At 43.4% G+C, this 23,011-nt stretch carries 26 protein-coding genes; all 26 read right to left on the bottom strand.

What is annotated here, in order from left to right; all coding sequences use genetic code 11:
- Nucleotides 1–22 precede the first annotated feature (22 nt).
- Nucleotides 23–1,105, bottom strand: a complete 1,083-nt coding sequence (gene hisC, locus MHH79_RS11245; protein ID WP_021481538.1) for a histidinol-phosphate transaminase — start codon at nucleotides 1,103–1,105, stop codon at nucleotides 23–25.
- A gap of 10 nt (nucleotides 1,106–1,115) precedes the next feature.
- Nucleotides 1,116–1,919 carry a tryptophan synthase subunit alpha gene (gene trpA, locus MHH79_RS11250; RefSeq protein WP_340034401.1) on the bottom strand — a complete coding sequence of 268 codons (804 nt, stop codon included), beginning with the start codon at nucleotides 1,917–1,919 and terminating at the stop codon, nucleotides 1,116–1,118.
- Complete coding sequence (gene trpB / locus MHH79_RS11255) at nucleotides 1,912–3,114, bottom strand: tryptophan synthase subunit beta (protein WP_015383968.1); 1,203 nt, start codon at nucleotides 3,112–3,114, stop codon at nucleotides 1,912–1,914. The genes trpA and trpB overlap by 8 nt, the downstream gene beginning before the upstream one ends.
- Complete coding sequence (locus MHH79_RS11260; protein WP_100506342.1) at nucleotides 3,095–3,742, bottom strand: phosphoribosylanthranilate isomerase; 648 nt, start codon at nucleotides 3,740–3,742, stop codon at nucleotides 3,095–3,097. Before MHH79_RS11260 ends, trpB begins: the two co-directional genes overlap by 20 nt.
- A 4-nt stretch (nucleotides 3,743–3,746) precedes the next feature.
- Nucleotides 3,747–4,499, bottom strand: a complete 753-nt coding sequence (gene trpC, locus MHH79_RS11265; protein WP_100506341.1) for an indole-3-glycerol phosphate synthase TrpC — start codon at nucleotides 4,497–4,499, stop codon at nucleotides 3,747–3,749.
- Entirely contained in the window at nucleotides 4,492–5,508 is a 1,017-nt protein-coding gene (gene trpD / locus MHH79_RS11270; protein ID WP_100506340.1) for an anthranilate phosphoribosyltransferase, read from the bottom strand. Before trpD ends, trpC begins: the two co-directional genes overlap by 8 nt.
- Nucleotides 5,480–7,027 (bottom strand): anthranilate synthase component I, encoded by a 1,548-nt coding sequence (gene trpE / locus MHH79_RS11275; protein ID WP_181219677.1) that lies wholly within the window; start codon nucleotides 7,025–7,027, stop codon nucleotides 5,480–5,482. Before trpE ends, trpD begins: the two co-directional genes overlap by 29 nt.
- Nucleotides 7,028–7,243: 216 nt before the next feature.
- Nucleotides 7,244–7,627, bottom strand: a complete 384-nt coding sequence (gene aroH, locus MHH79_RS11280; protein ID WP_004398675.1) for a chorismate mutase — start codon at nucleotides 7,625–7,627, stop codon at nucleotides 7,244–7,246.
- The gene (aroB, locus tag MHH79_RS11285) at nucleotides 7,624–8,712 is read right to left on the bottom strand and encodes a 3-dehydroquinate synthase (RefSeq protein ID WP_047182809.1); all 1,089 of its coding nucleotides are present in this window, start codon (nucleotides 8,710–8,712) and stop codon (nucleotides 7,624–7,626) included. The genes aroH and aroB overlap by 4 nt, the downstream gene beginning before the upstream one ends.
- Nucleotides 8,712–9,884 carry a chorismate synthase gene (aroC, locus tag MHH79_RS11290; RefSeq protein WP_015483382.1) on the bottom strand — a complete coding sequence of 391 codons (1,173 nt, stop codon included), beginning with the start codon at nucleotides 9,882–9,884 and terminating at the stop codon, nucleotides 8,712–8,714. Before aroC ends, aroB begins: the two co-directional genes overlap by 1 nt.
- A gap of 74 nt (nucleotides 9,885–9,958) precedes the next feature.
- Nucleotides 9,959–10,729: a protein-glutamate O-methyltransferase CheR gene (gene cheR / locus MHH79_RS11295; RefSeq protein ID WP_014477188.1), complete on the bottom strand. Its 771-nt coding sequence runs from the start codon at nucleotides 10,727–10,729 to the stop codon at nucleotides 9,959–9,961.
- A 236-nt stretch (nucleotides 10,730–10,965) separates the two neighbouring features.
- Nucleotides 10,966–11,415 carry a nucleoside-diphosphate kinase gene (gene ndk / locus MHH79_RS11300; RefSeq protein WP_010886554.1) on the bottom strand — a complete coding sequence of 150 codons (450 nt, stop codon included), beginning with the start codon at nucleotides 11,413–11,415 and terminating at the stop codon, nucleotides 10,966–10,968.
- Nucleotides 11,416–11,530: 115 nt separating this feature from the next.
- The gene (gene hepT, locus MHH79_RS11305) at nucleotides 11,531–12,493 is read right to left on the bottom strand and encodes a heptaprenyl diphosphate synthase component II (protein ID WP_003246013.1); all 963 of its coding nucleotides are present in this window, start codon (nucleotides 12,491–12,493) and stop codon (nucleotides 11,531–11,533) included.
- 25 nt (nucleotides 12,494–12,518) lie between these two features.
- Complete coding sequence (gene menG / locus MHH79_RS11310) at nucleotides 12,519–13,220, bottom strand: demethylmenaquinone methyltransferase (protein WP_003230580.1); 702 nt, start codon at nucleotides 13,218–13,220, stop codon at nucleotides 12,519–12,521.
- A 6-nt stretch (nucleotides 13,221–13,226) separates the two neighbouring features.
- Nucleotides 13,227–13,982 (bottom strand): heptaprenyl diphosphate synthase component 1, encoded by a 756-nt coding sequence (gene hepS, locus MHH79_RS11315; protein ID WP_015483384.1) that lies wholly within the window; start codon nucleotides 13,980–13,982, stop codon nucleotides 13,227–13,229.
- A gap of 163 nt (nucleotides 13,983–14,145) precedes the next feature.
- Nucleotides 14,146–14,373: a trp RNA-binding attenuation protein MtrB gene (gene mtrB / locus MHH79_RS11320; protein ID WP_003230576.1), complete on the bottom strand. Its 228-nt coding sequence runs from the start codon at nucleotides 14,371–14,373 to the stop codon at nucleotides 14,146–14,148.
- A 21-nt stretch (nucleotides 14,374–14,394) separates the two neighbouring features.
- Nucleotides 14,395–14,967: a GTP cyclohydrolase I FolE gene (gene folE, locus MHH79_RS11325; RefSeq protein ID WP_003225516.1), complete on the bottom strand. Its 573-nt coding sequence runs from the start codon at nucleotides 14,965–14,967 to the stop codon at nucleotides 14,395–14,397.
- Between the two features lie 187 nt (nucleotides 14,968–15,154).
- Nucleotides 15,155–15,433 (bottom strand): non-specific DNA-binding protein Hbs, encoded by a 279-nt coding sequence (gene hbs, locus MHH79_RS11330; RefSeq protein WP_003153447.1) that lies wholly within the window; start codon nucleotides 15,431–15,433, stop codon nucleotides 15,155–15,157.
- Nucleotides 15,434–15,806: 373 nt separating this feature from the next.
- On the bottom strand, nucleotides 15,807–17,285 hold the full coding sequence (spoIVA, locus tag MHH79_RS11335; RefSeq protein WP_014480131.1) for a stage IV sporulation protein A: 1,479 nt from the start codon (nucleotides 17,283–17,285) through the stop codon (nucleotides 15,807–15,809).
- 182 nt (nucleotides 17,286–17,467) lie between these two features.
- Nucleotides 17,468–18,202, bottom strand: coding sequence for a hypothetical protein (locus tag MHH79_RS11340; RefSeq protein WP_063335237.1), 735 nt, complete (start codon nucleotides 18,200–18,202; stop codon nucleotides 17,468–17,470).
- A 21-nt stretch (nucleotides 18,203–18,223) separates the two neighbouring features.
- On the bottom strand, nucleotides 18,224–18,427 hold the full coding sequence (locus tag MHH79_RS11345; protein WP_004399143.1) for a DUF2768 domain-containing protein: 204 nt from the start codon (nucleotides 18,425–18,427) through the stop codon (nucleotides 18,224–18,226).
- Nucleotides 18,428–18,763: 336 nt separating this feature from the next.
- A complete protein-coding gene (locus MHH79_RS11350; protein ID WP_047182812.1) occupies nucleotides 18,764–19,801 on the bottom strand; it encodes an NAD(P)H-dependent glycerol-3-phosphate dehydrogenase in 1,038 nt (345 codons plus the stop codon).
- A gap of 17 nt (nucleotides 19,802–19,818) precedes the next feature.
- Nucleotides 19,819–21,129: a ribosome-associated GTPase EngA gene (gene engA, locus MHH79_RS11355; protein WP_014480134.1), complete on the bottom strand. Its 1,311-nt coding sequence runs from the start codon at nucleotides 21,127–21,129 to the stop codon at nucleotides 19,819–19,821.
- Nucleotides 21,130–21,282: 153 nt separating this feature from the next.
- The gene (locus tag MHH79_RS11360; RefSeq protein ID WP_003230563.1) at nucleotides 21,283–21,477 is read right to left on the bottom strand and encodes a hypothetical protein; all 195 of its coding nucleotides are present in this window, start codon (nucleotides 21,475–21,477) and stop codon (nucleotides 21,283–21,285) included.
- Nucleotides 21,474–22,367: a YIEGIA family protein gene (locus MHH79_RS11365; protein WP_003230562.1), complete on the bottom strand. Its 894-nt coding sequence runs from the start codon at nucleotides 22,365–22,367 to the stop codon at nucleotides 21,474–21,476. Before MHH79_RS11365 ends, MHH79_RS11360 begins: the two co-directional genes overlap by 4 nt.
- Nucleotides 22,364–22,963, bottom strand: coding sequence for a hypothetical protein (locus MHH79_RS11370; RefSeq protein ID WP_063335238.1), 600 nt, complete (start codon nucleotides 22,961–22,963; stop codon nucleotides 22,364–22,366). Before MHH79_RS11370 ends, MHH79_RS11365 begins: the two co-directional genes overlap by 4 nt.
- Between the last annotated feature and the right edge of the window lie 48 nt (nucleotides 22,964–23,011).

The raw sequence follows: 23,011 nt of genomic DNA on the forward strand, positions 1-23,011 counted from the left end.
AGAGGTGATATTTGATCACCTCTTATAAAATTTCAGCTAAAATGGCAAGTATTTCTTCATTTTGCTCTTTTGTTCCGATCGTAATCCGGAGTGATGTCGGGAAACCTAATGCATTTCCTGACCGGACGATATAGCCTTTTTCCAGCAGAGCCTGAAACAGTTCATCAGCAGGGCGTTTAAAGTCAATTAACACAAAATTTGTCTGTGAAGGGTAGCACTTTAAACCATGAGTTTTCACAAAATCATAATACTGCTGAAGGCCTGCATTATTTTGCTCAACACAGGAAGCAATAAACGCTTGATCATCAAGTGCGGCAATCGCCGCAGCCTGGCCCAGACGGCTCGTATTAAACGGCTCTCTCGCCGGCTCAATCTGGCGAATCAGGTTCTCGTCAGCAATTCCGTATCCGACTCTGAGCGCTGCCAGACCGTATGCCTTTGAAAATGTGCGCAAAATCATCAAATTGGAAAACTTGCTTAAGAGCGGCACGGTTTCCGGGTAATCCTCTGCTGTTACATATTCATAATATGCTTCGTCAAGAACAACAAGGACACGTGAAGGAACGCGCTCCAGAAATGCGAGTAATTCTCCTTCAGATGTATAAGTGCCAGTCGGATTATTCGGGCTGCATATCCAAACGACTTGTGTCTGTTCGTCGATGGCTTCTAACATGGCGTCTAAATCATGTGAGCCGTCGGGACGAAGTGCAATTTCACGTACTTCAGCACCTTCAATAACCGCATTATGTTTATATTGCGGAAAAGTCGGGGCAGCAGTGATCGTATTGGTTTTATTGTTTAGAAATGCCCGGCAGATGATCTGAATGATTTCATCAGAACCGTTGCCGAAAATAAGTGATGTTTCGCTGACATCGAGGTGCTTACTGAGCCTTGTCCGCAAAGCGGCGCTATACCCGTCCGGGTAAAGGGCTAGCTGTTGAATCTCATGATGAAGCGCCTCTTTTGCAGCCTCTGAACAGCCGTAAGGATTCTCGTTTGAAGCAAGCTTCACAACTTTGTCCAAGCCATATTCTGATTTCACTGCTTCAATCGGCTTTCCAGGCTGATAAGGCTTCAGCTGTTTTAAATGTTCTTTGATACGCAAATCAGTCACCTCATTTTAAACTGTACAAGCCGCCAAACGCCATTGCATAATCCTCAAACTCCTGCAGCGCCTGATTTCTCGTTTCAGCGCTGATGAGCCGGTCCTTTAATTCTTCTATTTTTCTGACGAGCGCACTTCCCACTACGACACCGTCACTAATTTCATTCATCTTTATGACCTGTTCACGGTTTGATATACCGAACCCTACAGCAACCGGAACAGTGCTGAGATTCTTCACTGTCCGAATGAACGGGTACACGGATGAATTGAACTCATTGCGGACACCGGTCACACCCAGAGAAGACACACAGTAGACGAAGCCCTCAGCTTGTTCAATAATGGTTTTCAAACGGCTTTCGCTTGTCGGCGCAACCAAAGAAATATACTTCACCTCATGGCTTTTACATTCCTCTTGAAGGCTGTTGCTTTCTTCTAGTGGCAGATCCGGAACAAGCAGACCGTCAATATGATTTTCCCGCAGTAAAGCGAAAAAGTATTCTTTGTTCAATTGTAACACAGGATTATAATACGTAAAGAGGATAATCGGAATATTCACTCCGTTTTTTTTCATTTCTCCGCCTAATTCGATTGCCTTTACGATATTCATTCCTTGATCAAGTGCCCGCTTTGAAGCCCTCTGGATCACCGGACCGTCTGCAAGCGGGTCAGAGTATGCAACACCAAGCTCCAATGCAGTGGCGCCTGCTTTTTGGAGTGACTTCGCCAGTTCAATCGAAACCTCAGGAACTGGATCGCCCGCCGTAATAAACGGGATAAACAATTTTTCTGATGGTTGAAGATCCAATTTAAACATGGGCTTTCACCTCTTCTTCCAATACCTTCATTAATGTGTTGACATCCTTGTCTCCCCGTCCTGATAAACAGACGAGAATGAGTTGACCGCGATCCATTCCTTTGGCGAGTTTGAATGCTTTCGCTAACGCATGGGCAGATTCGATTGCCGGCAAAATCCCCTCTTTTTCTGACAAAAGCTTTAATGCATCCACCGCTTCTTCATCAGTGATACTGTCATAAGTGACACGGCCGCTTTTATGCAAGTATGCGTGCTCCGGACCGATTCCAGGATAGTCGAGACCGGCTGAAATAGAGTAGGGCTCAATAATTTGCCCGAACTCATCCTGAATGAGATAAGTCAATGAACCGTGAATAACCCCTACGGTTCCTTTCGAAATAGTGGCGGCATGAAGAGGCGTATCAATTCCTTTTCCTGCTGCTTCAGCGCCGATCAGTTCAACATCTTCATTTAAAAATGCCTGAAACATACCCATCGCATTGCTTCCTCCGCCTACACATGCCACTACTTTATCAGGCAGAGTGCCTTCAATACGTTTCAACTGATCCTTCGCTTCCTCTCCGATCATTTTTTGAAATTCACGGACCACTTGCGGATAAGGATGCGGGCCGACAACTGATCCAATCATATAAAAGTGATCCTCACAATGCTGAACCCAGTACCGGATCGCCTCATTTGTGGCATCCTTCAATGTTCCGTTTCCGCTTGTTACAGGCACTACCTCCGCTCCAAGAAGCTTCATGCGGAAAACGTTCAGAGACTGGCGGGCAACATCCTCTTCACCCATAAACACAGTACAGGAAAAGCCGAATTTGGCTGCAACTGTTGCAGCGGCAACGCCATGCTGGCCGGCACCGGTTTCAGCAATGATTTTCGTTTTGCCCATTTTTTTAGCAAGCAGCGCTTGACCTAGCGCATTATTGATTTTATGAGAACCTGTATGGTTTAAATCTTCTCGTTTCAAATAGATTTTCGCGCCGCCTAAGTATTCAGTGACTCGATCAGCGTATGTTAATGCAGTCGGCCGTCCGGAATAGTCCTTTAACAGCTTATAATACTCTTCACGAAAAGCGGGATCATCCTTGATTTGTTTAAATGCTGTTTCTATTTCATCTAACGGCTGCATGAGTGTTTCCGGAACAAACTTTCCGCCAAAATCACCGTATCTGCCTATTTCATTCGGATATGGATACATATCGGTTCATCCTTTCTTCTAAAAGCCTCATCAGATTCTGATCTTTTTGTCCGTTTTTTTCAATTCCGCTGGCAAGGTCAATTCCTTCTGGCTGCCATTTCAATAGGCCTGTGATGCTATCCGGATTCACGCCGCCAGCGATAAAGCAGCGTTTACCAATAGCCGCCTGCTGATATTCCGGCACACATTCCCAAGAAAATGCAACACCAGTTCCGCCTCTAGACCCTTTTACAGATGAATCAATCACAAAGCCGTCAACATTATCTTTAAAGCGGGCTATTTCTTGAGTTGTGTTATCCTGATGGTGAAGCGCCTTCCATATTTCACATCCTGTCAGCTTGCGAAGCGCATCAGCATCCGCCGGTTTTTCATCACCGTGAAGCTGAATGACGTCGAGTTTCAGACTCTTGGCAATACGTGACATCATCTCTATTGAATCATTAACAAAAACACCTGCAACCTGTTTTTCGACACGAACTTGGTTCAGCCATTTTTTCACATCTTGCGGAGATACTTTTCGTTTGCTTTCAGCAAAAATAAATCCTATGTAATCAGCCTGTGATTCCGCCGCAAGCTGCAAATCCTTTAGTGACCGAATACCGCAATATTTTAATGCCGGTTTCTTCACAACCTCACTCCCCAAACAAAGCATGGATTGCTTTACGCTGAGAAGTTTGTCTCATCAATGATTCACCGATAAGTACAGCTCTTGCCCCATGTTCATTGACAAATGTTAAATGTTCTAAAGAACCGATTCCGCTTTCGCTGACAAGCAAGGATTCTTTCGGAACGAGAGATGCGATTTGTTCTGTCTGCTTTACAGATGTTTCAAACGTTTTTAGGTTTCGATTATTTACGCCGAGAATGTCGGGTGTGAACTCTTTCAATATTTGTTCTAGCGTTGATGCGTCATGAACCTCCACTAACACGTCCATCCCCTTTTCACCTGCTTCAAGATATAATTCATGAAGGTGTAAGGGATCAAGCACCTCGCCGATTAACAATATGGCATCCGCTCCGACTCTTCTTGATTCCTCTACTTGAAGAGAATCAATAATAAAATCTTTTCTAAGTACAGGGATCGAAACAGCACGCTTCACGTCTGATAAATAGCTGTTTTCCCCTTGAAAAAACGGGGTGTCTGTTAAAACAGAAATCGCATCTGCCTTCGCATCCTCATAGTCTTTTGCAATCTGCACAGGCACAAAATCCTCTTTAATAAGCCCCTTTGACGGCGATGCTTTCTTCACTTCGGCAATCAACCCGATAAACCGATTCGGGCTTGCCAGCGCCTCCTTAAATGAACGTTTCTCGAAAGGCTGCTCTACCGGCAGAACCAGTGTTTTCACTTCTTCTTTCTTTTGTTTGATGATTTTTTCAAGCATAGATCTCTTCCTCTTTCTGCTTTAGTCGTTCAAGCTGCGCGGCAGCGCCTCCGCTTGTAATCGTCTCTAACGCCAGCTCCGTTCCTTCCTTCAGTGAGGCGGTAATTCCCGCCGTGTAAATCGCAGCACCCGCATTAAAGGCCGTAATAGATAAAGCGGAACTGCTGCTTTTATTTTTAAAAATATTCTGAATGAGATAGGCGCTCTCTTTCGGTGACTGCACCTGTAAATCTTCAAGTCTGCCATTTGTGAAACCGAAATCTTCGGGTGAAACGGTATATTCCCGGCGCTCTCCGTCCTTTAATTCAATCACGTCGGTCGGTGCTGTAATTGAAAGCTCATCTAAACCGTCACGGCTTGATACAAACATGACGTGCTTCGGCTGAAACGTCTCCAGTGCGCTTGCCATCAGTCCAGCTTTTTCAACAGAATAGACCCCAATCACCTGACGCTTCGCCTGTAAAGGATTGCTGAGCGGTCCAAGCAGATTAAATACCGTTCTGAAACCTAGCTCTTTTCTAGTACCTGCTACATGTTTCATAGACGAATAGTAAAGCGGCGCAAAAAGAAATCCCATATTGTTTGTTTCAATGCTGCTTTTGACCTTTTCGGGAGTGGTTTGAATAGAAACCTCTAGCTCCTCTAAAACATCAGCGCTTCCGCTTTTAGAAGAGACAGAGCGATTGCCATGCTTAGCGATTTTCGCGCCAGCTGCCGAGGCAACAATTGCCGAGGCCGTTGAGATATTAAAAGTGGAAATACCGTCTCCCCCTGTTCCGCATGTATCAACAATATCAGGAAGTCCATCGACTGTAAGAGCGTGTGCCCGCATTGCCTTCACAAAACCTGTAAGCTCTTCTGGCGTCTCTCCCCGATGAGCAAGAATAGACAATATACCACCCATTTCAGAAGGAGTCATTTCCGCTGCCATCATCATATTCATCAGCGTTTCAGCCTCACCGGCAGTAAGGGTTTTTCCGTCAACGCACAATTGTAGAAATCTGTTCATCAGCTTTATCCTCCTTGCTATGAAACATGTCTTCTGCAATATGAATCGTTTTCAGCAGCGCACCGGCTTTATTACAGCTTTCTTCGTATTCGGCTTCCGGAACAGAATCAGCAACAATGCCAGCACCTGCCTGTATCGATGCAACACCGTTCTTTACACTCATCGTGCGAATCGTTATACAAGAGTCGATATTCCCGTCAAACCCAATGTAGGCAATACACCCTCCGTATGTCTCTCTCGGTGTTGGCTCGAGCTCTTGCAAAAGCTGCATGGCACGGATTTTGGGTGCGCCTGTTAAGGTCCCCGCCGGGAAAGCAGACATCAGTGCATCGACAGGATGAACCCCTTTTTTCAATCGGCCTGTAACCACCGAGATAATGTGCATGACATGTGAAAAGGAAACAATTTTTGTGAACTCCGGCACAGAAACAGAACCATACTCTGCTACTCTGCCGATATCGTTTCGGGCAAGATCAACGAGCATGTAATGCTCCGCTTTTTCTTTTTCATCCTTCATGAGCTCAACCTTCAGTCTCTCATCTTCAGCTTTGTCTGCACCGCGTTTTCTCGTACCGGCAATCGGGTGGATTTCTAAGTGCCCGTCTTGAACGTGTATTAACCGTTCCGGAGAGCTGCCGACTATTTCTCTGTCTTGCAGTTTCATATAATACATATACGGAGAAGGATTGATGATCCTAAGCACTCGGTATAACTCAAAAGCATCTGCTTTTATCGGAACCTCAAATTTTTGTGACAAAACGCCCTGAAAGATATCGCCTGCTTTTATATAGCTTTTGATTTTTTCTACATCAGCCATAAAAGCCGATTTTTCATAATTAGAAGATACCGTCTCAAAGCTGGGCGTCTTGTATGAATCAGCAGAGAGAAACAGCTCTTTTATGTTTTTTTGGTCCATCATTTTTTCAATGAGATTTTGAAGCTCTAGATGATTTTGATGGAAAACATCCATTTTTTCGTTTTCTGTTTCCTCTCCAGTGAGTCTTGCATATTGGATAAAGTGGACGTTTTTGGTTTCATGATCATACGCAATTAATGTCCGGCAAACAAACAGCATACACTTTTCCATGTCTGTTTCTTTTGTATGCGAAGGAACAGAAGGCTCAATCAGCGGGATCATATCATAGCTTAAGTACCCGACAGCTCCGCCGACAAAAGGAATGCCAAGCTGAGGTGTTTTGATTTTGTATGTGGTATTCATCCAGTTCAGCACTTCTTTTAGTTCATTTCCTGTGTAAAGAGATTTGCTGTCCTGATCAGCGGCCGAAAAACGGCCCTGCTCTTCTTTAATTGTGAGAAATGGATGCAGGCCGATAAACGAATATCTGGACCAAGTGGATGTATCGTCCTTGCTTTCAAGAAGATACGTAATCTCCCTGTCAAGCTTCTCTATCATTTGAATGGGTGTCAGTGTATCGACTGTGAAGGTCTCCACAATCGGTATCGTGTGGTGGGACAAGCTGTCCTCTAAAAATGCGGAAATGTTTGATTGGAAATTCATTGCTCTCACTCCTTATGGCAAGGAGAATGAGAAGATGGCATGAGAGGATAAAATACTATATAACAAATAAACCCAAAAGAAAGACTTCTTTTGGGTAGAATAAACATACATGTCTCAGCTCAACTAAACTCATTCTCTGCTACCCTATTCTCTAACTCAACTCATTCTAATCGCTTTATACACACTCTTGTGTATTTCTAAGCTATTCTTATCGTATTACAATTCAGTATTTTTTGTCAATGATAAATCGGGCCTCAATACGACAGCTTTTTCTAAATATACATGTCTGATCTGATCCTGAGGGACATCTGTCTGGACCGTCATCATGACTCTTATGCACTTTTTCAGACCGCCTGTTACGTCCATTTCCTGCATACATGTTACCGGTACATACTGCCATCCTGAAAGCTCGCGAACAGCTTTTGCCGGGAAAACAGCATGCAAGTCAGGTGTAGCCGAAAGAAGCATTTGAACAACATCTTCCGGTTTTGTATGATTTTCTTCTATGATTTTCTCTAACAGCTGTTTTGTTTTTTGTAAAATTTCTTCTTCAGTATCCCGTTCAACTGTAGTTGCTCCGCGAATTCCGCGAATCATCATGATGTCTCCTCCAATCGCCATTTGTTCAGCCAGCACTCAAGTTCATTTCTGGAAAAGGTATGATCAGCAACTTTCCCTAATTCGTTGAGCACAATAAACTGAATCTTCCCGCCACGGGTTTTCTTATCATTCATCATACGGTCCAAGAGAACCGAAGTTTCCGTCTCTTTTCTGATTTGACTTGGATAACCCAGGCTTTTTAGCCAGCTGACCAAACGTTTTCTGTCCATTTCACAGCCTACAGTCTTTTCGCTTATATATAAAGCAAACTGCATTCCGAGGGCTACGGCATCACCGTGAGTGATCTGCCCGTATCCATATTCCGCCTCAACGGCATGACCGAGCGTATGCCCGAAGTTTAAGTAAGCTCTTATCCCCTCTTCTTTTTCATCCTGCTGAACGACAGACGCTTTAATTGAAATGCCTTTAAAAATCATGTCTTTCAGCTGATCATTGGTGATATCACGCAGTGAGTGGATATTCAGCAGCTCCTCCAGAAACGCTCTGTCATAGATAAAAGCGTGTTTGATCACTTCTGCCATTCCGGACCGAAGCTCTTTTTCAGGCAGAGAACGCAGGAAATCTGTATCATAGAGCACGGCTTTCGGCTGATAAAACGCACCGATTAGATTTTTTCCAAGCGGATGGTTCACGGCTACTTTTCCTCCGACTGCGCTGTCATGCGCCAAGAGCGTCGTAGGCATTTGAATGAAATCAATGCCCCGCATAAAAGTGGCAGCCACAAAACCGGCAAGATCCCCTACAACACCGCCACCGAATGCGATGATGCATGAGGAGCGATCCATATGAAATCGAATCGCTTCACTCTGCAGCTTCGTGTACATATCCATTGATTTCGCCTGCTCTCCGCTCGGCACCGTCACTTTTTTCACAGGCCATTTTTCTTCGAGCAGGTGAAGCATTTCATCACCGTACAGGCGATCCACTTCTTCATCGGTAACAAGCATAATGCGTGTTAATGGCCTGTCTAGCGAGGTTAATAGTTCGCAAGCCTTTTTTCTGATACCTTGTCCGATAAAAACAGGATATGACGAGGAAGCAGTTTGAACATGCAGTGTCTTCATTAAAATTCCCTCGACAGTTTTCTCATATTCTCCACATTTTCTTTAATGCGGTCAATTTGATCTAATCCGAATTGTTCAACGACTGCGTTCGCAATTTCCCAAGCGACAGCCGCTTCAGCGACTACACTTGCCGCAGGAACAGCACAGCTGTCTGAACGTTCAATGCTGGCGGAAAATGGTTCTTTCGTTTCAATATCGACACTTTTCAGCGGTTTATACAAAGTCGGAATCGGCTTCATGACTCCGCGGACAACGATTGGCATCCCTGTCGTCATGCCGCCTTCCAGTCCGCCAAGTCTGTTAGTAGCACGGGTGTATCCTTTTTCCTCGTCCCAAATGATCTCGTCATGGACTTCGCTTCCATTTCGCCCTGCCGCCTCAAATCCGATGCCGAATTCCACACCTTTAAATGCGTTAATTGACAGAACAGCGGCAGCAAGCTTGCTATCCAGCTTGCGGTCATAATGGACATAGCTGCCCACGCCTACCGGCATTCCCTCGACAATGACTTCTACTATTCCGCCGATGGAATCTCCGTTTGCCTTTGCTTCATCAATGGCAGCCATCATTTTTTTGCCTGCCTCTTCATCGTAGCATCTGACAGGAGACTCTTCCGTTACGCGCTGCAGGTCTTCAATTGACGTATATTCTGTTTTTTCAGCTTTAACAGCGCCAATTTGCAACACGTGGCCCGCCACCTTAATGCCAAGCTCAGAAAGAATCTTTTTAGCTACAGCCCCTGCCGCCACTCTGACAGTTGTTTCCCTTGCTGAAGAACGCTCAAGCACATTTCTCATATCACGATGATTATATTTAATTGCACCGTTTAAGTCAGCGTGCCCAGGTCTCGGTCTGGAAATCTGGCGCTTCATTTCCTTTTCTTCATCTTCTGTAATCGGAGCGGCGCCCATGATTTTTGTCCAATGCTTCCAATCGTTATTTTCAACTACGAGAGCAATTGGTGAACCGAGTGTACGTGCATGGCGCACCCCGCTCATAATTTTGGCCTGGTCTTTTTCGATCTGCATGCGGCGGCCGCGGCCGTGTCCTTTTTGGCGTCTGGCAAGCTCAAAATTGATATCTTCCTCCGTTATGTAAAGCCCGGCAGGTACACCCTCAATAATGGTTGTCAGTTGGGGGCCGTGTGATTCTCCGGCTGTTAAATATCTCATGACTTCTTCTCCCTTCATCGCATTAACGCTTTTAAGTAAGACTACTATAACATATTTTTCAGCAAAAAGTCAGTCTATCTTTTTTGATAAAAGAATGTATCGGCTGGTACTAGGCCAAATTTCTCGGGGTTGAAGATTTGCTCGGTGCTGCCGACAAAAAGAACTCCATTCTTCTTCAAGCTATGTGCCATTTTTAAATACAGCTCTTCCTTCGCGCTTTCTGTAAAATAAATAAATACATTGCGGCACACGATTAAGTCAAAGTCTTGTTCATAACGATCCGCCAGCAAATTGTGCTTTTTGAATGTAATATTCTTTTTGATTTCCGGTTTCACTTCATAACTTCTATTTGCGTTTTGCGTAAAATAACGATCTTTCACAGAGAGCGGCACTTCCTGTAAAGACCGCTCCTGATAAACACCTTTTTTCGCTTTTTCCAATGCTTTTTCATCAATATCCGTCGCCAAAATCTGATAGCCCGGAAGACCTTTTTGCTGGTCCAAAAGCATGGCAAGTGTGTATGGCTCCTCCCCCGTTGAGCAGGCGGCACTCCAAATCTTTAAAGGCCTAGAGGTTTTGATTAACGGCAGAATTGCAGTCTCAAGAACTTCCCATCTTTTATAATTACGATAAAATTCTGAAACATTGATCGTCATTCTGTCCAACGTTTCATTTAAGAGAGCTTGATCCTTTTCCAATGCCGCCGCAAAGTCCTTAAAGCTTTGGAACCCCTTTTTCTCATAAAGTGACGTTAGCCTTCTCTTCATTTGTGCTTCTTTATATAGTGTTAAATCGACTCCGGTTAATTGTTTCCATTTCGTTGTAAATACGCTGTATGTATCCATCTCTACTCTCCCAGTCTCGCTGTCTTTTTGTCCTAGTATAGCTTGTTTTATCAGGAAATTGTATTGTTTCAATAAAAAAATCAGCTTTTCAGCTGATTTTAGATCGTTGGGAAAGGCAGAGGTCTGATGCACACTGCCATTCAACCCTTTATTCACTTTAATGTAAACCTTTACAAAACAGATCAAAAACCGGCGGCATTATATGATGCCGGCTCTGTTACTTATTTTCACAATGATTAATAGATCCAGCCTGCCATAAGCTGTTGATATGATACTAATTCTTCATTCTTAAAGAAAATGTTAATCTCGCGTTCTGCACTTTCGAGAGAATCAGAGCCGTGGATGATGTTTTTTCCGACAAACATGCCATAATCCCCACGAATCGTACCAGGTAAAGCTTCTTTAGGGTTTGTTTTCCCGATCAGCTGTCTCGTCACTTCAATGACATTTTCGCCTTCCCACACCATTGCGAATACAGGTCCTGAAGTAATAAACTCAACGAGCTCTCCGAAGAAAGGCTTTCCTTGATGTTCGGCGTAGTGTTTCTCAGCCATTTGTTCAGTCACTCTCATTAACTTGGCGCCAGCTAATTGTAAGCCCTTACGTTCGAATCTAGATAAAATGTCCCCAATGAGCTGACGTTGGACACCGTCTGGTTTCACCATGATAAAAGTCTTTTCCATCATATTCTCCACCCCATCATTATGTATGTATAGGCTTTCACACTGCACACCGAAATCGTAACATCTTTCTGATAATTAATCAATCCGGGGCGGAGAAATTTCTTAATATCTACAAAAATTAAAATTTTCTTTTACCGATATATTTTGCGATGGCTGCAAGAGACGAGCGTGCGCGCCCTCGAGGAAGCGTGTTTAATTTCTGAAAAGCTTTCTGCAGATACATTTCGCTTACTGCCATAGATGCTTCAATTGCATCTGTTTTTTTGATTTCTTCAATGATTGGTTCAAGCTGTTCCTGCGTTGTCTCACTGTTAATCAATTTAAGCTGGTTTTTTAATGCAGGATTTTTCAGGGCATACAGCACTGGCAATGTGACGTTTCCTTGAAGCAAATCTCCTCCAACGGGTTTACCCAGCTCTTCTTCAGTTGAAGTAAAATCAAGAATATCATCAATAATCTGATAAGACATGCCGACGTAATACCCAAACCAGTACAATGCCTTATGAATCTTCTCATCAGCTCCAGACGCAATGGCACCGAGCTGGCAGCTGACCGCGATCAAGAGAGCCGTTTTTCTTTTGATACGCCGAAGATACGTTCTGAGATTTTGTTCCATGTTGTATTTGTCTTTGATCTGCTCAATTTCCCCTAGACAAACTTCAACGATCGTCTGTGACAAAATCCTATGGGCTTTCGGTTCGTTAATTCTCGTCATCATTTCAAGAGATCCCGCAAGCATATAATCGCCTGTGTACATCGCAATACGATTGTCCCACTTTGCTTTGATTGTCGGTTTTCCTCGGCGAAGCTCCGCATCATCAATGACATCATCATGAACCAAAGATGCCATGTGAATCATTTCCAGAGTGACGGCGACATATTTAATCTTATTAATATCGTAATCGCCAAACATGCCGGAAAGCAGTACGAAAACAGGCCGAATACGTTTCCCTCCGGCCTGCAGCAAGTGAAGACCTGCCTCGCTTAAAAGCGGGTAATCGGAACGTACGGTTTGTTCAAGTTCTCTCTCGATTACATCAATATCGTCATTTAAAAAAGAGTAGGCCATTTTAAATTTCATATCATTCACCCAAACATCTGTGTTTTCATTTCCATCCGATATGCGTGGCAGCGACTCCGCCAGTAAACGAATGATATTTAACATTTTTCAGGCCCGCCTCTTCAAACAGGCCTGCCAGTTCCTTCATTCCAGGAAAGTCTCTGGCTGATTCTTGAAGCCAAGAATATTCTTTATAGCTCTTCGCAAACAGTTTCCCGAAAAACGGCATAATGTACTTAAAGTACATAAAGTAAGCCTGTCTGAATCCGAACATTTCCGGCTGGGACGTTTCCAGACATACCACCTGCCCGCCCGGCTTCACTACACGTCTCATCTCTTTCAGTACAGTCAAGTAATCAGGGACATTGCGGAGTCCGAAGCCAATGGTGACATAATCAAATGTATCATCATCAAAAGGAAGCTCCATCGCATTTCCATGCAGCAGTTCAATTTGGCTGAATCCGCCGTCTTTTACTTTCTGCTCGCCGACACTCAGCATATTTTCACTGAAATCCAAGCCCTTGATCTCGCCGCTTTTGCCGGCCGCTTTTGCAAGAGCGATCGTCCAGTCAGCCGTTCCGCAGCAGACATCAAGTGCTTTTGCGCCTTCTTTTACATTCATGATGCGCATCGTTTTGTCGCGCCATTTTTTATGCTGCTGAAAACTGATGACAGAGTTCATTTGGTCATAGTTTTTATATATTTTTTCAAATACTCCGTGTACGCGCTGTTCTTTTGAGTCCTGCATAATGGTTTACCCTTCTTCCACTTTCTGATGATAGGTTTGATCTTGGCTGATTGTCTTCAGACGGTTTATTAAAATGTTCTGAATAGGTGAATTTAGAGGCAGAAGTGACTCAATGCTGTTTTTCGCTTTTTTAAAACAATCTTCTAATATCTCTTCTTTTGTTTTTCCCAGCTGTATAAAACTGCCGATCACATCCAGAAATGCATCATTTCCGTTCATAAGCCGCTTAAATACAAAAAAATCACTCGACAGCTTTTTCCAGCGCGGGAGGTTGAAGTGTTCCGCCACACGATGGAATAAAGCTGATTCAACGATGCCGACACTTTCGAAAAAATCGTTTTCGTCCTTGAAAGAACGGTCATATAGACGAATTTTATGTTCGTTGATTTCTTTAATGGCTGTAGCAAGCGTCCGAATCATGTAGATATCCTTCATTTCAGATAGTAAAGAGTAGTACAGCCCGCTGAAATAATCGCCCGCGAGAACAGTCAATTGGCGGTTTTTGTTTTCGTCTCGTTTTATGACTCTAGCTGTCGTCACTTCATCATGGGTATCAAGGGCGCTTTGTACAAGCATCGCTGTTACAATATAATTTTCTCTGTCGTTGTTTTTTATGGCAGCTTCTTCAAATAAAGCATGAAAAAGAAGAAGCTTATCCTCATCAATTTTCGGCGCAGAAATATGCTTCGCTAAATAAGGATGAGACAGCTTTTGTTTTAATTTCGTGTTCAGATTGGCTAAAGTTCCGTAGATGTCTTGCAAAAATATCACCCTTGTCCCCAAATTCACATTTATTTCTTAATCTATGTATGAGTTTTATCTTTTCATTCGCTTACGCAGGTATCATTATAGCATAAAAAAAAGAAATTGGCTGTATCCTCCCGCTGTTTGCGAGCATTTGCTTTTAACAGCGGGGACAGCCAGCTTATTTTTTTTCGCTTTTCATTTCTCCGTACGCGGTTTGAATCAGTGCCTCTCCTCTGACTTTAATGGCAGAAGTATGCTCTGTAAACTGAGCGATGATCACTTCTCCCTTGTCGAGTTTTTCGGAATGGTGAAACTTTGTGTCTGTTCCTCTTGTCAGGCCGATCACATTCACTCCGTCCTCAACGGCTTTAATGACGACAAAATCACTTGAATGCTTTTGATTCATTTATAGCACCCTCTATCTTTATTAGTCCTGGCGTTTAATATGTTCCAATACTTCTGCACGGGCAGCGGCATCATCTTTAAAAACGCCTCTGACTGCTGAAGTCACAGTTTTCGCACCCGGTTTTCTTACACCGCGCATCGTCATACACATATGTTCCGCTTCAACCACTACCATTACGCCATGCGGATCAAGCGTTTCTACGATGCTTTCTGCAATTGTAGAAGTGATGCGTTCCTGAAGCTGCGGGCGCTTTGCAACGGCTTCAACGGCACGTGCCAGTTTGCTGAGTCCTGTGACCTTTCCGCCTCGCGGGATATATGCAACATGTGCTTTTCCATAAAAGGGAACAAGGTGATGCTCACACATAGAATGAAACGCGATATCTTTTACAAGAACAAGCTCCTCATGGTTTTCACCGAAGATAGTCTGGAAATGTTCTTTTGGATCTTCATTCAAGCCGGAGAATACTTCGGCATACATCTTTGCGACTCTTTTCGGAGTATCAAGAAGCCCTTCTCTATTCGGGTCTTCTCCGATCGCTTCTAAAATTTGACGAACAGCTTGTTCGATTTGCTCTTTATTAACTTCTTTCATGTTCTATGTCCTCCACCAATGAATACATTTAATTTCGATTCTAGCACATATGCCCCGCTAAAAGCAAAGTGAATGCCCTGTCAGGAAGCCCATGCTCTTGAAATATGAAAAGCCCCTTAGAAAGGGGCTTTTCTGTGAAGAAATAAAGTGTATGTAAGCTAGATGCATACACGATCTATATTCACAATTATTTTCCGGCAACTGCGTCTTTAAGCGCTTTACCTGGTTTGAAAGCAGGTACTTTGCTTGCTGGAATTTCGATTTCTTCACCTGTTTGAGGATTGCGTCCTTTACGTGCAGAACGTTCACGCACCTCGAAGTTACCAAAACCGATCAGTTGGATTTTATCACCGTTTTTAAGTGCATCTAAGATCGTATCAAAAACAGAGTCAACTGCTTTTGTAGCGTCTTTTTTAGACAATTCGCTTGCTTCTGCAACCGCATTGATAAGTTCTGTTTTGTTCATGCCTTTCACCTCCTCCCAAAAGGATACATTCAGTTCGTTTATTATCATTTCTTCACAGTTCAGTCTGATTCTAAACCTGTCTCAGAAAAAAATGAGAGCAGGCAAGAGAAAGACAATTAAACGGCTTTTTAAGAAAAACTGCACTCTGAGGAATGTTTGTCCAACAAAGTGAAGAATTTCTGTATGTAGAGTAACACATATAAAAAGCCATATCAAGCATTTTAAAGCGTCAATCCCTTGCTCGTCAAGGATTTAAGATGATTTACCGAACAAATATTCCTTTTTTTCCTTTTTTCATCCTATTCCTTGATCCTTTTCCATTATTAAGAGCAAAGAAAAAAGACCTCCTATTCTATAAAGAGGTCTACCGGTATTACAGGATGATGGCGATTAAGCCGCCAGAGCCTTCGTTTATGATTCTTTCTAATGTTTCTTTTAATTTATACCGTGCGTTTTCAGGCATTAATGACAGCTTTGCCTGAATCCCTTCTCTCACAATTGAGCTCAACGACCTTCCGAAAATATCGGAATTCCAGATGGAGAGCGGATCATCCTCAAAGTCCTGCATTAAATAGCGTACAAGCTCTTCACTTTGTTTTTCCGTTCCGATAATCGGGGCGAATTCGCTTTCGACATCGACTTTGATCATATGGATCGACGGAGCGACAGCTTTCAGCCTCACACCGAATCGCGAGCCCTGCCTTATAATTTCCGGCTCATCGAGACTCATATCAGCTAAAGCAGGCGCTGCAATGCCGTATCCCGTCTGTTTGACCATTTTTAAGGCATCAGACACTTGATCATATTCTGTTTTCGCATGGGCGAAGTCTTGCATGAGCTCAAGCAGATGGTCTCTTCCTCTGATTTCGACGCCCACAACTTCTTTTAGAATTTGATCATATAGATGATCCGGCGCGTACAAATCAATTTCTGCCACCCCTTGGCCCAACTCAATTCCGGCTAATCCGGCACTTTCAATGAATTCAAACTCGCTGAATTGGCCGACAACCCTGTCTACGTCCCGGAGCCGTTTAATATCCTTAACCGTTTCCTTCACGGACTCCTGATAGCTTTCACGCAGCCAATGGTTTTCTTTCAGCACCATTACCCAGCTTGGGAGATTGACATTCACTTCTAGCACCGGAAACTCGTAGAGGGCCTCTCTGAGCACATTCAGCACATCTGATTCCCGCATGCTCTCTACACTCATTGCCAATACCGGGATATCATATTTTTCGCTTAAATCCTGGCGCATGGCTTCCGTTTCCGGGTGATACGGCCTGACTGAGTTGATGACCATAATAAAAGGTTTGCCAACCTCTTTCAGCTCTTCAATGACTCTTTCTTCAGCCTCTATATAGTCACTTCTGGCGATATCTCCAATGGTGCCGTCTGTCGTAATGACAACTCCGATGGTCGAGTGTTCTTGAATGACTTTTCGTGTGCCGATTTCAGCAGCCTCATGAAATGGGATCGGTTCTTCGTACCAAGGCGTATTGATCATCCGCGGCCCGTTTTCATCTTCATATCCTTTAGCGCCGGGCACTGTGTAACCTACACAATCTACTAATCTTATATTCACATCGAGTCCGTCTGACACATGAACAGACATCGCCTGATTCGGAACAAATTTAGGCTCTGTAGTCATAATGGTTTTGCCGGCTGCGCTCTGCGGCAGTTCATCCTGCGCTCGGGCCCGGTCTGCTTCGTTACTGATATTCGGGAGCACCACAAGCTCCATAAATTTTTTAATGAACGTGGATTTTCCTGTACGGACAGCACCTACGACTCCTAAGTATATATCGCCTCCTGTTCGTTCAGCGATATCCTTGAAAATATCGACCTTTTCCAAGTGATCCCCTCCCGGACTTCCTATCCTTTTCAATTTTATTAAGCTCTTTCAATCAAACACAGGACACTATATGTGTATGACGTTGTCCTATTTGAATATGACATCTTTAGAAAATTTCTCATCCTCAATCTATTAAAGTATAAAAAAACCTTTCCCCCTATTTGTATGCAAGAGAGAAAGGTTCATTCCTTTTTCATATCATTTTCTAAAAAAACAGGTTCCTGTTTGTCATTTACCGTATATGTTACAGAAAACGCGGGGACAAAGGGGGTTTCCTGCCAAATCATATCCTGGATTTCAGTCCCGGGTTTAAACGTTTTCTTGCTTTTTTTGAGGCAAGAAGCCAGCTCAGTCCGGTAATCGGCATATATTTCTCCGTCTCCGTCAATCATAAGCGGCAAGGAATTCCCTGAGATTGGGCTTGTCACTGTAAGAGAGCTTCCATCCCCAAGCTTCTTCTCATCGAGTGTAAATAAATCACGAGATAGCACATCCTTGTAAGGCGGATATTGATGCTCCTGACGATACATTTGGATGCGCAATTTCACATCGCGAATCTTTTCTGCCATCTTTAGATCAATTAATTTAACAGTCGGATCGTTCTCTACGTCAACAAGCACGTATTGATAGTCTCCCCCGCTTTCAAATGCCGTACTTGGAGGTTCAGCTATGTATCTTGGCGCTAACCGGTTAAAGTCTATCGGATATTTTTGATATAGCGGTGTCGACATATCTTTGGTTTGAATGGGAAGCAGCCCTCCATTTGCCTTTTGAAATTCATCAACAGCAGATTGAACCTGCTTTAGCTGGTCTTGATAAGGAATGGCATGCACACTGCTTTTCCGTTCATTTGGATATAAACATCCGGATAAAAACACGACTGCCGCAAAAATGATTGCGCACTTCAGTTTACCCATACAGCACTTCCTTTTACAGCTTTATTCATTGACAGGGCCGCTAAAAACCACGACAAACACAATAATTCCAGATATGAGCATACACATGTATGCGAATGATGAAATCGCAATCTTCAAAAAACGGTTTTGGCACTTAAAGCGGCTTAAATAGATGGAAGCTACAGCCAGAAACATCAGACCCATGGACCCTAGAGCAAACCACATTTTCATCAATGCCAGATTCAATGACGTGCGCCTCCCCGATATGTATGATGTAAGCGTTATATTATATTTTAATATACAGCGCCGGAAAAGATCAACCAGATTTTCCATCCTTTGATAGAACAAAAAAACTGAAGCAAAGAGGGGGACCTTCACTTCAGTCAACTTGACTATATTCACCTGCACGTTTAAGAAACACTCTCTTGGACTTCGATGCTATAGTATGCGACATGGCATACAGATGCATCCTCTATTGCCTAAATCGGCAAAATGTTTCAGGAGATCCCAAGACTTGGGTGTTCTTCTGTTTTTCGGGCTTTCGTTCAATTAAGATATGCGTTTACCATACGATTGACACTTTTACTTCACTTGATTTTCAAACGTATTTACCAAATCCTCCATCTCGTGGGTTTTCCCTCTCGCCATTAAGGATTCAACAGCGGTTTCCACTTTTTGTCCGTTGAATAGGACCTGATGGAGAGCTTCTGTAATCGGCATTTTAACATCATATTTCTTCGAAAGCTGGTAAGCCGCTTTCGTCGTGCGGACGCCTTCGACTACCATTCCCATCTCTTCAAGAACATCTTCAAGCTTGTACCCTTTTCCGAGCAAATTGCCCGCACGCCAGTTTCTGGAATGAACACTTGTGCACGTCACAATCAGATCGCCTACTCCTGTCAATCCAGAGAACGTCAAGGGATTTCCGCCCATTTTTGTTCCGAGTCTTGCGATTTCGGCAAGTCCGCGTGTAATCAAAGCAGCTTTTGCATTGTCGCCGTACCCTAAACCATCTGTAATTCCTGCAGCAAGGGCAATAATATTCTTTAAAGCCCCTCCGATTTCAACTCCGATAATGTCAGGATTTGTGTACACCCGAAAATTGTGATTAATAAATAGATCCTGCACCTCTTCTGCTGCCCTCATGCTCTTTGAAGATGCAGTAACAGTTGTGGGGTGCCGCAGCCCTACTTCTTCCGCATGACTCGGACCGGAAAGGACAACGATATCTTTTCTGACATCACTCGGGAGCTCAATTTCCATAATTTCAGAAATGCGCAGAAGTGAATCCGGCTCGATACCCTTACTGACATGAACAAAGACTGTCTTTTTAGTTATAAAAGGGACAGCCTGTCTCAGCACTTCCCGAATTGCTTTTGTTGGAACAGCAACGATAATGAAATCCGCGTCTGAAACAGCTGTCTTCATATCCGTTGTTGCCTCAATAGATTCTGGAAGCTTGACGTTCGGCAAATAATCTTTATTTTCATGCTGATCATTGATTTGATGGATCAGATCTGCACGGTGCCCCCACATGGTTACATCGTGATGATTATCAGCTAACACTAAAGCCAGTGCTGTTCCCCAGCTCCCCGCTCCGAGCATTGTGACTTTTTTCATATTTGCTTCACACCTTTTTATTTTCTAGCTCTTGCAAATATTTTGATTGGTGTCCCCTCAAAACCGAACGCGTCTCTGATTCGGTTTTCTAAAAACCGTTCGTATGAAAAATGCATCAATTCCGGATCGTTTACAAACACAACGAAGCTTGGCGGCTTTACCGACACTTGAGTCGCATAGTAAATCTTCAAACGAGAACCGTTATGAGTCGGTGTCGGATTCATTGCCACAGCGTCCATGATGACATCATTTAAGACGTTTGTTTGAACTCGAAGTGAATGATTTTCACTTGCTTTGATAATCGCAGGCATCAGCGTATGGATCCGTTTTTTCGTTAAGGCAGACATAAATAGGATTGGTGCATAATCCAGAAATTGAAAATGATCGCGAATATTTTCTTCAAATTCTTTCATCGTGCTCTCATCTTTGTCAACAGCATCCCATTTGTTTACGACGATGACGACGGCCTTGCCCGCTTCGTGTGCATAACCGGCGATACGCTTGTCCTGTTCAATAATGCCTTCTTCGCCATCCAGCACAACCGCTACGACTTCTGAGCGGTCAATCGCTTTCAGCGCCCGCAGTACACTATACTTCTCAGTCGTTTCATAGACTTTCCCTTTTTTTCGCATACCTGCAGTATCGACAATAACAAACTCCTGCTGGTTGTAAGTAAATGACGTATCAACAGCATCTCTTGTCGTTCCAGCCACGTTGCTGACAATAACCCGTTCTTCGCCGAGCATTGCGTTCACAAGTGAGGACTTTCCGACATTCGGACGTCCGATCAGACAGAATTGAACAACTTCCTCATTGTATTTCGTTTCTGGAATGTTTTTAAAATGCTCTGCAACGGCATCCAGTAAATCACCCAGTCCGAGTCCGTGTGTTCCCGAAATTGGATACGGCTCGCCAAAGCCTAGCGAATAAAAATCATAAATATTCGCTCTCATTTCTGTGTTATCCAGTTTATTAACCGCTAAAACAACAGGCTTTTTTGTGCGGTACAAAATTTTCGCTACTTCTTCATCAGCAGCTGTCACGCCTTCACGGCCGTTCACCATAAAAATAATCACGTCCGCTTCATCCATGGCGATTTCAGCCTGCTGGCGAATCTGCGCTAAGAACGGCTCATCACCGATATCAATACCGCCCGTATCAATCAAATTAAAATCATAATTCAGCCATTCAGCCGAGCTGTATATCCGATCCCTTGTCACGCCAGGGGTATCTTCTACTATTGAAATTCTTTCTCCCGCAATCCGGTTAAAGATTGTGGATTTTCCTACATTTGGTCTCCCGACAATGGCTACGACAGGTTTACCCATAGTACCCTTCCTTTCAATCCAGCCGCTTTCATTTTTACATAAATTTCCAACCGGTTATTAAAATCATTTCATTCACTTTTATGAAAAGAAACCCTTCAGAGGAAGGGCTTAACTCATTTATTATATCAGTTTTTACTAGGATCACAACTATTCTTAAAAATGTTTCACGATCAAATACACGTCATCTCCGATTCTGTGAGCTATTCCATCAAGGATCGCCTCAAGATTTTTAGCGAAAAGCTCCATCTCCTTTTGGTCATTGCAAAAAAAGACAGGTGCTCCCCCTGCAACCCGGTTTCGATTTGTCGTGATTACAGACAAAATCACTTTCGTAAGAGATTCACTCATCCTATCACCTTATCCTGATTCTTGATAAATTCAGTCGGCATTCTAATCGCATTTTCCAGGGTTGGAACATTGCTAATAATTTGAACAGCCGTTTCGGGATGGTGAATTTGTGGGAGAACAAATACTGCCACTCTCCCGTCATTTAAATCCCGTTTTGCAATTGGTGTCAAAGATGGCTCTCCTGAATCCCGATAAACCCCGAGCACATTGGAAACATCAAATAAAATGGCCTGACGCTGCCCTAAATTTGCTATCGTCGCTGCTGAATTAAAGTTTTTTGGCGTTAAAATAAAGCCCATGCCATGCTTTAAAATCAGTTCCTGTTTCTCTGGAAGCCCGATATTCATCATATAAATATTATCAACAAACAGTCCCGGACCGTCAAAGCGCGGCTTTATGTACTCGATGTCTACAATATCCTTCAACACACTGCCCGACATAAATTTCATGGCCAGTAAAAAACAAACGACAGCCGCTATGACAGCAGCCCAGATGGATAAAAACACATACGCAGAGGTTGTCAAAAGCGCTGTAAAGATCACAATATAATTTCTGCTTTCAAACGCAATGGCAATCCCCTCAATATATGTGCTTCCCCTTGAGACAAGTTCATACGAATCCATTTGCGTCAATGTGTTCCGCTCCATGTTTCGGACATCTCTAAATTGCGTCGCTGCCAATGTTAAAAATGTGATGGCCGTAAATTCCTCCTGCAAAAGCGCCGGCATAATAATTGCACCTAAACCAGCCGCTATCAACCCCAGCGCGATGTGAATCACTTTCCCATGAACATAGGTCGGATACTGGCGGTAATCCGTTTTCAGCATATAAAGCCTTGTCGCAATTCCGGCAATGACCCCAGCAATAATCGGATAGATGTAATCACTCATGACATTTTGGTAGCTCCTTTGTTTGATCTTTTGCTTTTCTGACCAATCTGGCTTGCGAGGTGTTCGTATTTAGATATGCCAAACAGCAATATCATCCCCGCAGAACACGGATTCAGCCATTGAAAGCCGCCGACAGCCATAGCCCCGGCCAACTTCTGGATCACAAATGAATACACCAGTTCGCCTTGGCACATCCCTAGGACAAATAAGACAAGCTGCTTCTCAAAATTCCTTTCAACAGAAGCTGTTAAAAGCACTATTAATATAACAGCAGCCCACTCAGGTTTTATGATGAACCAAACAGGGTCATATAATGCAAAAAGATAAACAAACGCATACGCGGCAACAAGCGTCAGATAGACCATGATGTAACGAAAACGATACATTCCCAAATACCCGGCATAGACACATCCGCAAACGAAAAACATCATATATGCAGCATTCAGGGAAAAATATAAAACGATGTCATGTATGCTTAGAATAATATTAGTTAAAATAAAGACAGAGACGGCAATTCGTCTTTTCGTCTTTTCAAAAATAAATGTTGTCAAAACCCAAAGAAACCACATTGACCAATAGTAATAAAATTGTTCCATTTTACTTCCTCCATATTCCCAGTATGGAGTTCAAGCGCATTTTTTAAA

Source organism: Bacillus sp. FSL K6-0993 (genome assembly GCF_037977205.1).
Lineage (GTDB): Bacteria > Bacillota > Bacilli > Bacillales > Bacillaceae > Bacillus > Bacillus subtilis.